Source organism: Treponema sp. B152, from assembly GCF_024181665.1.
Taxonomy (GTDB): domain Bacteria; phylum Spirochaetota; class Spirochaetia; order Treponematales; family Treponemataceae; genus Treponema_B; species Treponema_B denticola.
The window spans coordinates 604,256-619,401 of the sequence record NZ_CP058668.1; the positions used below are offsets into that span (position 1 = coordinate 604,256).

Here is a 15,146-nt window from a genome sequence, read left to right on the forward strand (position 1 = left end):
ATTAGGGGGAAACTATGTCGAATATCCATGATATGGAGTTTTTACAAAAAAAAGTTCAAGAATTAAAAGAGCAGGGTTTATACAAAGAGCTTGTTACTCTTGAAGGGCCGAGCGATGCCGAATGTATTATTAACGGAAAAAAGGTTATAAACCTTTCATCCAACAACTATTTAGGCTTTGCAAATCATCCGAGGCTTAAAAAGGCCGCTATTGCGGCTATCGAAAAATACGGAGCCGGAGCCGGAGCCGTACGGCCCATCATCGGTAATATGAAGATACATGATGACTTGGAAAAACTCTTAGCCGAATTTAAAAGAGAGGAAGCCGTTTTGGCTTTCCAATCAGGTTTTAACTGTAATGCTGGCGTTATTCAGGCTCTTACGGATAAGGGTGACTTAATCATTTCGGATCAGCTGAACCACGCTTCAATCATCGACGGTACTCGCCTTTCAAAGGCCGATAAGGCAGTCTTCCAGCACTCCGATATGGCCGACCTTGAAAGAGTTTTAAAAGAAAAAAGAAATAACTATAACAACGTTTTGATTATAACCGACGGCGTTTTCTCAATGGACGGAGATATAGCTAAGCTCCCCGAAATCGTTGCCCTTGCCGAAAAATATAATTGTCTTACATATGTCGACGATGCTCACTCAAGCGGCGTTTTAGGAGAAAGCGGACGCGGAACCGTAGACCACTTTAAGCTTCACGGCCGAGTTGATGTTGCAATGGGAACCCTTTCAAAGGCTATCGGTGTTGTAGGCGGTTATGTTGCAGGAAAAAAAGTAACTATCGACTGGCTTAAAAACAGAGGTCGCCCCTTCTTATTCTCAACCGGTCTTCCTCCTGCAGCCGTAGGAGCTGCTATTGAAGCCGTTAAGATGCTCATGGAATCAACGGAATATACGGACAAGCTTTGGGCAAACGCCAAGCACTTTAAAGAGGGCTTAGGAAAGCTCGGCTACAATATCGGCCACAGCGAAACGCCGATTACCCCGATTATTATCGGAGATGAAGCCAAGACCTTGGAATTCTCGAAAAAGCTTTTTGAAAACGGCTTATTCTCAGGCCCCATCGTATTCCCCACAGTTCCCAAGGGAACAGGCCGAGTCCGATGTATGGTTACTGCCGGTCACACCACAGAGCAGCTTGACAGGGCTGTAAAAATCTGTGAAAAAGTCGGCAAAGAAATGGGAATTATTTAATCCTGTTTTTTAAGATAAAAAGCACCGATTTGAAAATATCAAACCGGTGCTTTCTTTGAATTTTGTAGATAAGGAAGTTAGTTTATGGTAGAAACAAAGAGTAACGAAGAAAAATATAGCCGCCCATCCTGGGACGAATATTTTATGGATGTTTGCCGGGCTATTGCAAAGCGGGCAACCTGCGACCGCGGAAGATCCGGCTGCGTTATTGCGCGCGATCACCAAATTCTTGTTACCGGCTATGTAGGAGCTCCTACCGGTCTTCCTCACTGCGATGATGTCGGCCACCAATTTAAAAAACTTCAACATGAGGACGGCTCAATTACCCAACACTGTGTCCGCACCGTCCATGCAGAACAAAACGCCATCTGCCAGGCAGCAAAGCGAGGCATAAGCATTGACGGATCAACTCTTTACTGCAAGATGACTCCTTGCCGAACCTGCGCCATGCTAATCATAAACTGCGGGATCGTAAGAGTCGTAGCAGAAAAACGCTATCACGACTCGGCCGACACAATCGAAATGTTTAAAAAAGCCGGTATAATCCTAGAGCATATTTCCGACTCCTTAGAAGAATACAAGGGTCAATAGAGAAAACCGGCGATTTGTTTGAAGCTTTGTTTTTTAGTGAGACAAAGCCCATTCTTTAAACATTGAGTAATCGGGCAGGATATTAACCGCTTTTAAGAGCCGATATTGTAAACTTTCAAGTTTATCGGGTAAAGACGGCGGCCTGCCTATAGCCGGTTTCATAATTTCGGGGAACTTTGCAGGATGAGAGGTTTGTAAAACTATTCCCACCATACTGCTTCTGTGAATTGAAGATGCCCATGTTTCAATATTTGCATATTTTAAAGGTATGCCCGTGTCTTCATCATTTTCTGATGTTTTTCTCTTTAATGAATTCAATGCCCCATTATAGACATCCTGCCAGGCTGTCCAAGCCATAGCACCGTAAGGATCTATTATATAGCCTGTTCTTTCATTACATGTTCTTACGGAAGATATTGTTCCCATACCGTCAAGCCAATAAGGAATTATAAGTCTTCTAAGCTCTTCAACATCGTAAATTTGAAGCATTCGTTTAAAGTTGATTGTATTAGGAATATCCAGAGCCGGCGTATTGGTTTTTATTGCCGTTCTTTTTTTTAAATCTCCGGCTGTGAGCCAATCCGAAAGAGCATGATTTTCATTTTCGGCCGAGATAAGACCCTTGATCGGGGTTCCCATTTTTTTTGCAATTAGGGCTGCCGTAAGGGCCGAAAAACTTCCTGACGGTATTGAAGTTATGATTGAAGGATTTTCAATTTTGTTATCGTAATCGCTGCGGTATAATACGGTTAAGGCTGCATAGACAAAAAAAGCAACTTGAGGTAAAAGGGGCGCTATGTTTAAGGCTCCTCCTGAAACAAGTTTTAGTTTTTTCAGTAAATCTTCATCTTTGAGTGCTTTATCCACAAGATTTTCACAATCTTCAAAGGATCCTTCCACACAAATCGGATATACATTTTTAGGCATTGAAGAAAGAAAGTTTTCCTGTATTTCGGTTAAGGAATCCTTGGGGTATAAAAGAAGGGCATTAACTTTCTTCACTTGGGAAACGGCTGATGCAATGGCACAAGCTCTTTCGCCGGAGGCCGGTACAATGAGGTTAATATCTCCGTCTTCATCTTTATTAAAGTACTCTAAAAGATAGGCTAAAAAGCCTGCTCCTATGTCCTTATAGTTACAGGTTGGCCCATGAAAAAGCTCTAAAATATATGTTGTAGGTGCTATCGGGTTTATCGGGAGTCTGTGAGGATAAAATTGAGCTATTATCGACATTAGCTCGCTTTCGGGAATTTCATCGCCGCAAAAACTTTTTATAACTTCAAAACATATATCCCTAAAAGACGATGGAGGATTTTTATAAATCATTGCCGGACTTATTTTTCCGAGTTCCGCCGGCATAAAAACTCCGCCCGTTTCAGAATTAAAACCTTTTAGCACTGCTTCTTTAAAAGAAACTTGAACATTTTTATTTGTTATATCATAAAATTTCATCACTACTTATCCACAAGTTTTACATAGATTTTTCACATTTTGTATTCTACAATATAAATCATTCATTGTCAATTATCAAGTTCAATCAAATTTTAATCAATCAAATTTTAGGCTTGACATTTATGTACTTTCATACTAATATCAAAAATGAGAGGTAACACATGAGAGCAACGGATATTATTATGAAAAAACGCGGAATAAAGGGGCAGTCTATAGAACCCTTAAACCGCGAAGAGATAGAATTTATTGTAAATTCTTATGTAAAGGGCGAAATTCCCGAATATCAGATTTCGGCATGGCTTATGGCCGTGTATTTTAACGGAATGACCTTTGAGGAAACTGCTATTCTTACGGATGTTATGCTTCATTCCGGGAAGGTGATGGACCTTTCAAGCCTTGAAGGCCCATTTGTCGATAAACATTCTACCGGAGGGGTAGGGGATAAGCTCTCGCTTCCTCTTGCTCCCATTGTTGCGGCAAACGGTATTAAGGTTCCTATGATGAGCGGCCGAGCACTTGGCCACACGGGAGGAACTCTCGATAAGCTTGAGGCAGTTACGGGCTACCGCACCGACTTGACCGAAGCCGAATTTAGGAATTTTATAGAAAAAACAGGCTTTGCCATGACGGGGCAGACAAAGGAAATTGTACCGGCAGACCGCCTCCTATATGCGATGCGGGATGTTACGGCCACAGTCGAATCGGTTCCTCTTATAACTTCAAGTATCCTTTCAAAAAAAGTTGCAGAAGGTTCCGAAGCTCTCGTTTTCGATGTAAAATGCGGAAAGGGTGCCTTTATGAAAACCTTGAGCGATGCAGAGGCCTTGGCGGTAAGCCTTGTAGGTACGGCTAAAGCTATGGGAAAAAAGGCTAGGGCTCTTATAACCGATATGAATGAACCTCTCGGCACGATGGCCGGAAACTTTTTGGAAATAGAAGAAACGATAGATATTTTAAAAGGACAAGGCCCCGCGGACAGCACTGAGCTTACCTTGCAGCTGGCCGCTCATATGCTCGTTCTGGGAGGCAAGGCTAAGACGGAAGAAGAGGGGCTTTTTCTTGCAAAAGAAGCCGTAAGCTCAGGCAAGGCCTTGGATCTTTTTATAAAAAATATAGAACTTCAGGGAGGCAATCCCAAGACCCTTATGGCGGAATATAAAACCCGCCGCAGCAAATTTTTTGAAGAATTGAAGGCAGAAAGGGACGGCTTTATCGAGAGCATTAATGCTTTTGAGGTCGGTATGTCCGGTGTAAACCTTGGAGTCGGAAGAAATAAAACCACCGATCCCGTATGCCCCGATGCCGGAGTTGAAATTTTAAAACACAAGGGCGATTCCGTAAAAAAAGGAGACCTTATAATGAGGGTCTACGGAAAGGATTCGGCTTCGGTTTCCGCTTCAATGCCCTTATTGAAAAACGCTATAGAATATTCCGATAAGGCTCCGCAAAAAGATAAGCTTATTTTTAAAATTATCAAACAAGAAGAACTTTAAATCCAATGCGGAGAAAAAAATGGACTGGCAAAAAAAAGAAATAGGCCCCGAACTTGTAAACGAGATAAAAAGAAAATACGGATGTGATCCCCTGACTTCGGCAATATTGGTACGCCGCGGAATTATTGAAGGGAAGGATATTTTATTCTATTTGGAAGACGATATGCGCTATCTTCACAGTCCCTTCCTATTTAAAAACATGGAAGATGCCGTAGACCGTATCTTGGATGCAAAAGAAGAAGGGGAGAAGGTTTTAATTTTCGGCGACAGAGATGTGGACGGCATTACAAGTACGACCCTTCTTTATGAAGCCTTAAAGGATATGGGGCTTGACGTGTCATGGCGTATTCCTACCGGAGATGAGAGCTACGGGCTTTCCGTGGAAGCCGTAGAAAAGCACGCTGCAAATGACGGCACTCTTATCATAACGGTGGACTGCGGTATTTCCAATTTTAAGGAAATTGAAAAAGCCAATAGTTTAGGTATCGATGTAATAGTAGTTGACCACCATACCCCTCAGGAGAGCTTACCTGAGGCAGCCGTCATAATAAACTGTAAGATGCCCGATTCGGGCTATCCCCACGAAAATCTATCGGGTTGTGCTACGGCATGGAAACTTATCACCGCCCTCCGTTTCGGAATGCAGCCATTTTATAAACAGCAAGTTTCCCTTTTAAATGTAAGGCCTGTAAATGACGCTTACTCGATAGAAGCCGTAAAACTTGTAAATATGGTTCAAATCGGAAAAATTACCGAAACCATAGTTCCGGGAATGCTTTCTTTTTCGGAAACAAGGCTTGGCTCTTTTTTAAACGGGCAGCAAATATTCGTATGGGATGCTCCATTACAAAAAAAACAGCTTAAAACCATCTTCGGAAACGGAATCGAATTTAACTTTTTTGATTTTCAGCCCGAGGTTGCAAAACAATTTCCGCAAATGGGAGATATGAGCCTTTTGCGCTTAAAAGAATTTTCGACAATCGGAAAATATTATGAAGATGCCCAGTCGGAGCTTGAAACCTTTAAAAATATCTTTATAACCTTTGTTCAGCAAAAAAACAATTTTTACGGAAAAAGAGAGGCTTCCGAAATTCAGCTGGTTGCCCTTTCTACCCTTGCAGACCTCATGGAATTAACCGGAGAAAACCGTATAATAGTAAAACAAGGCTTAAAAGAAATAAACAAAAAGCCCCGCCTCGGTCTTGTAGACCTGATGGCTATGCAAAAACTTTTAGGGGCTCCCATAGGCACCGAAGAGATAGCGTGGAATATCTCGCCATTGGTAAATGCCTCCGGCAGAATGGGTAGACCCGAAACGGCTATCGAGCTTTTTCTTGCTCAAGATTCGGGTGAAAGAACGGCTAAGGCCCAAGAAATATTTCAAATGAATGAGGACAGAAGGGCTCTTGGTTCCAAGGCTTGGGAAATTGCCCTGCCTCTTGCGATTGAAAGCTTAAAGGAATATAACGAAAAATTGGTAGTTGCCGTCAGTGCGGAATTTCATCGCGGAATTACCGGAATTCTTGCAGGAAAGTTGGCAGAATACTTTAAGCTGCCGGCCCTTGCTATCTGCCTGATGCCTGACGGCAGTGCCGTTGCCTCGATAAGGTCGGCGAGGGGCTTCCGTCTTTTGGACTTCCTTGAACCCTATAGCGAGCTTTTTTTGGACTACGGCGGACATGATTTTGCGGCAGGTTTCGGCATCGAGCAGGAAAAGCTTACGAAGTTTTTGGAAAGTTTAAAACAATTTTCCGGGTCAATGGAATTTGAAAATGATGCAGATTCCGAAACTCTTACAATCGATGCCGAGCTTCCTCATGATTATTTAAAACCCGAAATCTTAAATTTAGTCGATAAATTTGAGCCTTACGGATGTAATTCTCCGGCTTTGACCTTTATGACAAAGCGGGTAAAAATTTTAAATGCAAACATTATAGGCAAGGCCGAGCCCCTTCATTTGCGCTTTAACTTGGAGTGCGGGAAATATAAATGGAATGCTCTTTATTGGAAGGCTGCCGAAAAACTGGGAACGGAGTTTAAGGTTGGGGACTATGCCGACATAGTATTCAATGTATCGAAAAACTATTTTAACGGTACGGTTACTCCTAAAATGGTTATCAAGGATTTAAAAAAAATAGATTAGGTGAACTAAAGGATTATTAAAATGTTAAAAAAAAGAAGTTTTCAAGTATTATTGTTTTTTTGTTTTTTATTTGCACTCCATCCATCGGGAAAGAAGGAAGTTTCCGATATTGAACAAAACGGCAAATCGGAAAAAGCTCTATATATTATTTCGCTGCCGGAGAGCGGAGATTTGGGTTCTTTTTTTAACGTAAAATTTAAGGTTGCACGCAAAATAGAAAAAGCATGGATTACTATTTATGACACATCGGAAAAAAAAGTTCAAACCATCAATGCTTTTCCTCTTGATAAGACGGAAAAAGAATGGGCTGCAATTGCGGCTGTTGCCGTTTGGTGGAAGAGCGGCAAATGGAAAATTCGGACTCATCTTATAATTGACGGAGCTTTATTTGAGGAAGATAGGGGCTTTGAAGTTTTAGAAAGAGAATTTGAAGAGTATGTAATGAAATTGAGCAAAAAAAATTCACAAATTTTAAGAGATAAAAGTCCTAAAAAAACCGAACAACGAAACAGGTTTGCAGAAGTTTTAAAGGTGCAAAACCTTGAGAGCCTTTATTTTAAGGGTCCCTTTGTAATGCCTTTTGATGCAAAAAGAATAAGCTCAACTTTTGCCGAAAAGCGCACTTCAAAATACCCTGACGGAAAAACTTCGGTAAGCCGTCACTGGGGAATCGATTATCCTTCTCCAATAGGAACGCCGATCTTTGCTCCCGGAACGGGAAAAGTTGTGCTTGCCGAAAACAGGATAGTAACGGGCTGGACCCTTGTAATAGAACATGCTCCTGCTGTTTACACCATTTATTATCATCTAAATAAAATTCACGTAAAAGAAGGTTCTTTGGTAAAACAAGGAGAAAAAATTGCAGATATAGGAACAACGGGTTTTTCGACAGGCCCCCACCTTCATTGGGAGCTGCGTATAAATGAAATTCCTGCAGATCCCGAACTTCTTTTAAAAAAAGAATTATTTTAGGGTTTTATGGTTATATAGCTACATAGTATTGACAAAGAGACTCTAATCCTTTATACTGTTTCTTGTGAGGTACTATATGAAAAATTTTAAATCTTTTATTTTATTCACCGTTATCGGCATCCTTGCCGGATTTCTTATTTCTTGCGGAAATAAGGATGAAAAAGATATTATCGCCTTAAAAAAAGCATCGAGGGAAAAGGCCGCAAAATCTATTACCGAATTTTCAAACGAATATTTTATGGACGGAGATATAGAAAAAAACGGTTCGATTACATTTGATGCCCGGATTAAGGAGTTTAAAAATACCATTAAGAGCCCCGATTCTGATAAGAATCCTTTGAATACGGCAGGTATTGAGAATCTTATAAAAAACAACATCGGTTTGAATTTTACTTTTATCAATGACCAAAAAGAAAAAGCCCTTTTTTATTCTTACGGTATTAAGGGTCCTGCTTCCGGAATGTCCGATATTCCTATTTTTATCATGAAATTTGGCGATAAAAATATTGAAGCAGCCAGCCTTTTTTTAAAGGACACTACATTTTATCTGCCGTCAAACGGTATAGGTAAATTTTTAGCTTTGATTTCTCCTAAAAATTTCCTTTCATTTTTTAATATGGATTTTTCCTATAATGAAATGAAAAATATGATGACGATGCAGCTTGACAGGCATTCCCAAAAAAGATATTTAAATGCCGAAAAAGCTCTTTATAAGAAAGCCGATATAAAAAAGACCGATTCGGGATATGAAATTACTTTTAACAATGAACAGCTAAAACAAATCCCTTCTCTTATTTGGTATGCCTTAAAAAACGATAACCGCTTAAAATTAATGTTGAGCATGTATGAAGATGTTCTTACAAAAGAAATGATGGATAAGTTTTCAGAAAATATTTCACCTGAAAAAATGACTATCCCTGATGGTTTCCGCATTACCGAAGAAATAGGCGTAAAAGACGGCTTAATTTCAAAAGATATGGTTACGGTTTTTGTAGCAGATAAACCATTGCTTAAATTAAGCTATGAAATTGAAGACTATAATTATGTTTTTAATAATTTAATTGCAAGTATAGAACTTTTTAGTGGTGTAGATTCTTCTTCCCATACTATCACATTTACAAGCAGGGGGGAATCAAACGAAAATAAAGCCGATTTTATGATAAATATGTGGCTTACTGCTAATGATTCGATGAGTGAAGATTTGACACTCGGAGCTCTAAATTATGCTATACTGATAGATAAAACAAAGCAGTCGGATAATTTTAAAGCTTCAATGAATTTTGCTTTCCCAAAAATGGTTCCCGTATATTCGGATGACGGCTATGACGGTAATAGGATGGAAATAATGGAAATGAATCTTTCCGGCAGCTTTAATAAGAAGAGTCCGGATACTGTGGAATTTGGTATTGATAAAATAAGCTTAAATTCTTCTAAAGAAATGGGCGGAGGAAGGCTTGACGTTGAACTTGACTCAAAAATGGTTATCACTAACAAGATTATAAAGAAGATAGAAATGCCTAAAGACAGGGTGAATGTGCTTGAAATGAGCTCCGAGGACTGGACAAAAACCAAAGATGAGTTTATGATGCAGTTGGAAAATCTGTCAAAGGAGTATGGAAAATAAATCCTTTGATCATGGGGGGCTTATGCAGATTCCTATAGAGAAAATAAAAGTAAGGCAAAGGGCCAGAAAAGAATTTATAGAAATTGAAGAGCTGGCAGAGAGTCTAAACCGTGTGGGGCTTTTAAATCCGATTATTGTAGATCAAAATAAAGTGCTTATAGCCGGCCAACGGAGATTGGAAGCGGCAAAAAAATTGGGTTGGAAAACCATAGAAGCCAGAGTCCTTTCCGTAGAGGATGAAAGCCTTGCTCTCGATATCGAGATTGAAGAAAATGTGCAAAGACAGCAGTTTTCTAATGAGGAGCTTTTAAATGCTTTTACGCGTCTTAATCGCTTAAAAAATCCGGGATTTTTTGTAAGGATCTGGCGTTCAATAAAAGCCTTTTTTAAGCGGCTTTTCGGCAAAAAAAAGGAATCGGCTTAAGTTTAATTTTTATAGGAAAACGTTTTTTTAAAACATCAAGCCCGTTTTATCAAAATCAACGTAAAAAAAGCCTCCTAAAAAGGAGGCTTTTTATTATTTTTCTTTTACTCCTTCTGTTTGGAGTTTTCCATGACGTAGAGAATAAAGATAGCGCTTTATCTTTTGGCTTGCAGTTTTTTCGAACTCTTCTACAACTTCAATTTTATCTATCTTTGAAAACTTGTTGACCTTTGAGTTGACAAAAAATCTTATTTCGTTTAGCACTTCTTCTCTCTTATGCATTATGGCATTAGAGATTTCTGAAACGGCATCTCCTATGGCATCTTGTAAGCGGACATAAGCGACTAAGGATGTGTTTTCTCCTTCAACAACTAAGGATTCCGATACAAGGGGATGCTGGTTTAAGACAAATTCTATATCTTCGGGATAGATATTTTCGCCGGCGGCTCCTAAAATCATATTCTTTGATCTTCCCTTTAAGCTTATTCTTCCCTTATTATCTATGACGCATAGGTCGCCGGTTTTGAACCAGCCGTCTTCGGTAAAGGCTTCCTTTGTTAAGTCCGGTGCATTATAATACCCTTGCATGACATTGGGGCCTTTTACTAAAAGCTCGCCTATCCCTGTTTGAGGGTCTTTATCCCCTATTTTTATTTCTACACCCGGAATGGTGCTGCCTATTACGCCGGGAACGGTTTTGTACACTGCGGAATAAGCAACCAATGGAGAAGTTTCGGTAAGACCGTAGCCTATTGCATAGGGAAATTTTGCATCAACCATAAATTGCTCAACGACGGGATCGGTTTTTGATCCTCCTATACCGAAAAATTTAAGACGGCCTCCGAAGGTCTTTTTTAGCTTTTTTCCGGCCTTACGGCATAATAATTTTCTTCCGAGTTTTGTTCCGTAAATCTTCTTTATAAGAGGACTTGCATTAAAGGCCGGCAGAATTTTTTGTTTATATATTTTTTCGATTACAATCGGAACGCTCAACATAAAATGAGGCCTTATCTTTTGAAGAGCCGGCAGGAGGTTTCGAGGAATGGGCGGACCTTCAAGGTAGTAGATACAGGCTCCGTTCAGCATGAACATTAAAAAGCCTATTGTAAACTCATAAACATGGGACATGGGTAATATTGAAAGGGCTGCCTCGTATTGGTTTATGCGTTGACAGTGCTGACCTGCAATGGCCGTAAAGATAAGGTTTTTATGTGTAAGGACAACACCCTTAGAACGGCCCGTTGTACCCGATGTATAAATAATTGAAGCTGTATCTTCTTCTTTGCACTCATGCACAGGCAGTGGGGTATCCGTCTTTATTTCTCCCTTTTTTACAGCAAAGTCATTTATATTGATTATAATATCAAGGTCATCCGTATTGTTTAACTTTGCCAAAAGTTTTTCTCCGGCAAATATAGCCCTTGCTCCCGAATGCTTTAAACAAGAAGAAGCTTCACTTTCATTAAAATCAGGTAAAAGAGGTACGGCAACGGCTCCAAGTGTTACTATCGCAAAATACGAAATTGCCCACTGGGGCGAGCTTGTACTGAAAATTGCTACCTTATCAAGCGGCTTTATGCCCAGCGAATGTAATAAGGTTTTTATAGACTCAACCTTTTCGTTAAGTTCTTTGTAGCTTATGGGTTGTTCAGATACATATGAAAGAGCCGGTCTATTTGAAAATTTTAAGACCGAATTTCTTAATAAGGCTGAAAATGTATATTTTCCGAGATCATTGATTGTCTGCATAAATACTCCGTTAAATGTTTATGACAATATAATTATAATAAGGTTGCATTTTTATTGATTTTTATACCATTCTGCTATTCTTTTATTAAGAGAAGGAATAGAATCGGGGTATGCTGAGGCATTACATGCGTCCTTTAAATAGGGCATTAAAATTTCTTTTTTTAGCATCGGCCAATTGCTCGGCAAAATATGAGGTGCATAAAAGCTTTGCGTCTGAGGCAGATGTGCCAGTAAAAGAGGATAATACCTTGGGAATAATTTTTCGGTTACTTGATGCAGGGCCGAAAAGCCTCCGGCAAGGCCGAAGGAATTGATCATCAGATCCATTTCATTGGCCCGATTTAAAAGCTGTTCTTGGGTTTTTACTTGAAAAAACCAAATAAAAAAAGCTTCGGCAGCTTTAGAGTTTTTTGCCTTGCTGCAAATTCCTCCATAAAGAATGTCGTCTTTTAAGGGAGTTTTCCCGCTGAAGGCAAGCCATCTAAAATCCATGTTTTCCAATCGTTTTTGAGGTGTAGAAAAAAGCTCCTCACTGGAGACATAATAAAAAAGACATCTTCCGTTTTTGACTAAAACATAGGGCGAGTCATAAAGATATTTGAATTTAAAGTCATCTTCGGCGGCAGCTGATGTATTTACCTCTCTGCTCCAATCTCTTATATAATTTATTGCATTTTGAAGGGATTTATCGTTCCATGAAAAAAAATCTTTTTCTTCTTCAAAGGATGCATTGAAGCCCTTGGTGTTCATATATAAAAAGTCGTCCGACCAGCGTGGAGAAAAGCCCATTGCGGTATAAGTTCCTTTGATTCCCTTATTAAATTTAATTGAAAAATCCCTTATCTCATCAGGAGAAATGGAAAAATCGCTCTTTGTTTTAAATTTATTTGCCGAGGAAAAAATAATCATCGGTAAGTTAAAACTTATAGGCAATAGATATTGATTGCCGGAAATATTTCCTAAGTTTAAGAGTTCGGGATAAAAGTCGGTTTTGTTTATCTTTTTTTCCCCGAAAAGATTATTGATTTTTCTAAATTTTACTCTGGCGGATTTACCCTTAAGCCATGAACCTATAACTATGTCGGGCTGCACATCGGTATTGATGAGAGCATCGACAGGGCTTTTTTGGTATTCGACAATAATTTTATATTTGTTTTGCGAATTATTAAAAACCTCACAGTATGAAACAAACTCCGCCCTGTCCGTCCAGATGACCGCTATCTTGTCTTCTTCGGTTTTTGTACATGAGGTAAAAAGCATTGCTGCAAGGATTAAAAATAAAATATATCTTTTCATAAAATTCTCTTACTCTATTGTTACTGTTTTTAAAATAGCCCCTGTTTTCCGCTCATACCATGATAGAGTATCGCCGAAGTTAAGGCTGATAAAATATTTTTTTAAGATAACGGCTTCCTTCGGAAATCCGTATGAGCGGGATAATCTTCTGGCCTGCTTTGATGAGGTATTGTAGTGAACAAGCGAGCTGTTTCCCAAGTTGGTTAAAATGTCGTTTCCCGAAATTTCCAAAAAGGCATCTACGCTTTCTTCCTTGTAGGAAAGAATCGGTTTGAATGTGCTGTCTATAGTATTTTTTCGGTTTAAGCTGATATGCAGCAGCTCCGTCTTGGGTGAAGGACTTGTTGCTACCAAAAAACATGCAAGGCTGTTAGGGCGTGAAGCATTTTGCTCAAGGGCAAAGGCTAAATTTCCTTCCATCGGAATCGGACTTGTTTCTTCCGTTAGGGTATTTATTATAAAGACGGGACTTTGGGATCGTCCTATGGCGCTTTTGGCAATCAGCATTGTGTTGTCGTCTACTTGAACCGCATTTTGGATTCCCGGAGCATTATAGACGAATTCTTTTTTTCCGTTATCAAAATTAACCAATGTAACTCCGTTAAAAGATTCTACATATAAAAATAAATTCTTATAAACCGAAACGGATATGACGGTTTCTTTAGGAATGATAATCTTTTTTAATGACTTTGTATCAAGGGAGTAGTGAGAGATAGGCATCCCCTTTTTTATGTCCGACCACAGCAAAAATCCGTTGTTATAAAATGTAAACTTATTTGTTTTAAGGTCTTCTATTATCGGAACGGGTTTTTCTTCAGGGGAATTTTGAACATATATTTTTCCGTCTTTTAGAATATATAAAATATTTCCGTCGCTTGTAATGTCATCTATTTTTGAGTCGGAGTAGGTAAGCGGTTTTTCAAGATTTACTGAAGAGTCTTCATTTAAGCCTATCATGTAAATAGAACCGTCTTGGGTGCCGATTACCATGTGATTTTTAATATGGCGGGCTGCCGTTATTTTGGAATTTCCCGGCACATAAAAGCCGCTCGAAGAAGCGTCTCCCTGTCTTATACACCATTCATTTTTTCTTCGAGTTCTTTCGATCCAAATAGGGACCGAATCTTGAATTTTGGAAGCAAAGAGGGCATATCGGGCTTGATGTTTGGATACCGTTTCTCCCGTAACTGCATCTATTACGTAGACATTATTGTCCTTATAGCCGATAATTCTTGTAAAGTTTTTTATAAGATTCGGATTTTCAAGTTTGTTTTCTGTTCTGAATTCTTTTAGCTTTTTTTTCTTTGCTATATCGGTGTAAACAAGGCGGCCTGATTCTCCGTAAGTTACAATGCTTCTTTCGGTTGATGCCGTAGCTGCCAAAAAAACAATTCCGGGGGCTTCTTGATAAATATTTTGCACTATGCCTTTTGAATCCAATACCGTGATACCGTCGGTAGACCTGTTGCCTACAAAAAGGTAGGTTCCGTTGGCCGACCATGAAAGGGATACGACCGAATCGGATAAGCGTTTTGAAAATAAGGTTTTCTTTTTTGCCCAATCCCAAAGAGAAACTTGATGAATGCTAAAGCCGTTTGTTTCATAAACTGCAACGAGTTGTCCTTTAGGGTGTACGGCTATTTTTTGTATCGGCATACTTGAAAGCTGCCAAGTATCGGGTTCAAATTTTGGATAAGAATATCTGGTAACAAAGCCGTCTTTCCCTGCTGCAAAAAATATCGGCAATGTTCCCGAATTCATTATCTCGGTAACGCCTCCCGAAAATTTGTGAACGACCTTTGCCGAACGAAGTTTGTCTTGTTCTGGGATGTTTGCTCTTGCGGCCGAGTTACGTGAATAAAGAGCCTTATCGTTTGCAACCGCAAGGGTCATAGCTTGAGCGAATACAAGGATATTTATTTTTTTTTCTTCCGGTTTTATCTCTGAGGATTGAGCTCCCGTGTTTGCACTTGCATTTGCTTCTGCTTGAGTTTGTTGGCTTGTACTTGAGTTTGTGTTCGGCTGCGTTTGTGAGGCAGAGTTTGAGCCTGATGTTCCGCTTCCTTGTCCGGTTCCTCCTGTTGTTTGTTCCCCTTGATTTTCGGCAACCTCACTCCAAGGCAAATCCGCATTCTGAGCGCCTAATGAAAAGCATAAAATTAAAGCAAAAAATAAAAAAAGATATTTTTTGTACATAAAC

11 protein-coding genes are annotated in these 15,146 nt (G+C 39.5%); 7 read left to right on the forward strand and 4 right to left on the reverse strand.

Annotation, left to right across the window (positions count from 1 at the left end; all coding sequences use genetic code 11):
- The first annotated feature begins 14 nt into the window (after positions 1-14).
- Both HYB91_RS02705 and HYB91_RS02710 read left to right on the forward strand, forming a co-directional pair.
- Positions 15-1,202, forward strand: a complete 1,188-nt coding sequence (locus HYB91_RS02705; RefSeq protein WP_002675638.1) for a glycine C-acetyltransferase — start codon at positions 15-17, stop codon at positions 1,200-1,202.
- Between the two features lie 84 nt (positions 1,203-1,286).
- Positions 1,287-1,793 (forward strand): deoxycytidylate deaminase, encoded by a 507-nt coding sequence (locus HYB91_RS02710; RefSeq protein WP_002675637.1) that lies wholly within the window; start codon positions 1,287-1,289, stop codon positions 1,791-1,793.
- A gap of 33 nt (positions 1,794-1,826) precedes the next feature.
- Here HYB91_RS02710 and HYB91_RS02715 read toward each other — a convergent pair whose 3' ends face one another.
- On the reverse strand, positions 1,827-3,245 hold the full coding sequence (locus HYB91_RS02715) for a PALP domain-containing protein (RefSeq protein ID WP_002675636.1): 1,419 nt from the start codon (positions 3,243-3,245) through the stop codon (positions 1,827-1,829).
- Between the two features lie 161 nt (positions 3,246-3,406).
- On the opposite strand from HYB91_RS02715, the gene HYB91_RS02720 reads away from it, so the two are divergent.
- From HYB91_RS02720 to HYB91_RS02740, 5 genes are all read left to right on the forward strand, one after another.
- Positions 3,407-4,738, forward strand: coding sequence for a thymidine phosphorylase (locus tag HYB91_RS02720; protein ID WP_002675635.1), 1,332 nt, complete (start codon positions 3,407-3,409; stop codon positions 4,736-4,738).
- A 19-nt stretch (positions 4,739-4,757) separates the two neighbouring features.
- Positions 4,758-6,881 (forward strand): single-stranded-DNA-specific exonuclease RecJ, encoded by a 2,124-nt coding sequence (recJ, locus tag HYB91_RS02725; protein WP_002675633.1) that lies wholly within the window; start codon positions 4,758-4,760, stop codon positions 6,879-6,881.
- A gap of 21 nt (positions 6,882-6,902) precedes the next feature.
- Entirely contained in the window at positions 6,903-7,853 is a 951-nt protein-coding gene (locus HYB91_RS02730; RefSeq protein WP_002675632.1) for a M23 family metallopeptidase, read from the forward strand.
- A 76-nt stretch (positions 7,854-7,929) separates the two neighbouring features.
- Positions 7,930-9,477, forward strand: a complete 1,548-nt coding sequence (locus tag HYB91_RS02735) for a hypothetical protein (protein ID WP_002675631.1) — start codon at positions 7,930-7,932, stop codon at positions 9,475-9,477.
- 22 nt (positions 9,478-9,499) lie between these two features.
- On the forward strand, positions 9,500-9,901 hold the full coding sequence (locus tag HYB91_RS02740; protein WP_002668053.1) for a ParB N-terminal domain-containing protein: 402 nt from the start codon (positions 9,500-9,502) through the stop codon (positions 9,899-9,901).
- Between the two features lie 93 nt (positions 9,902-9,994).
- On the opposite strand, the gene HYB91_RS02745 is transcribed toward HYB91_RS02740, so the two are convergent.
- The 3 genes from HYB91_RS02745 to HYB91_RS02755 are packed head-to-tail and all read right to left on the reverse strand — an operon-like array spanning position 9,995 to position 15,142.
- Positions 9,995-11,650: an AMP-binding protein gene (locus HYB91_RS02745; RefSeq protein WP_002675629.1), complete on the reverse strand. Its 1,656-nt coding sequence runs from the start codon at positions 11,648-11,650 to the stop codon at positions 9,995-9,997.
- A 51-nt stretch (positions 11,651-11,701) separates the two neighbouring features.
- Entirely contained in the window at positions 11,702-12,946 is a 1,245-nt protein-coding gene (locus HYB91_RS02750; protein ID WP_002674509.1) for a type 2 periplasmic-binding domain-containing protein, read from the reverse strand.
- A gap of 9 nt (positions 12,947-12,955) precedes the next feature.
- Positions 12,956-15,142: a YncE family protein gene (locus HYB91_RS02755; protein ID WP_002675628.1), complete on the reverse strand. Its 2,187-nt coding sequence runs from the start codon at positions 15,140-15,142 to the stop codon at positions 12,956-12,958.
- Between the last annotated feature and the right edge of the window lie 4 nt (positions 15,143-15,146).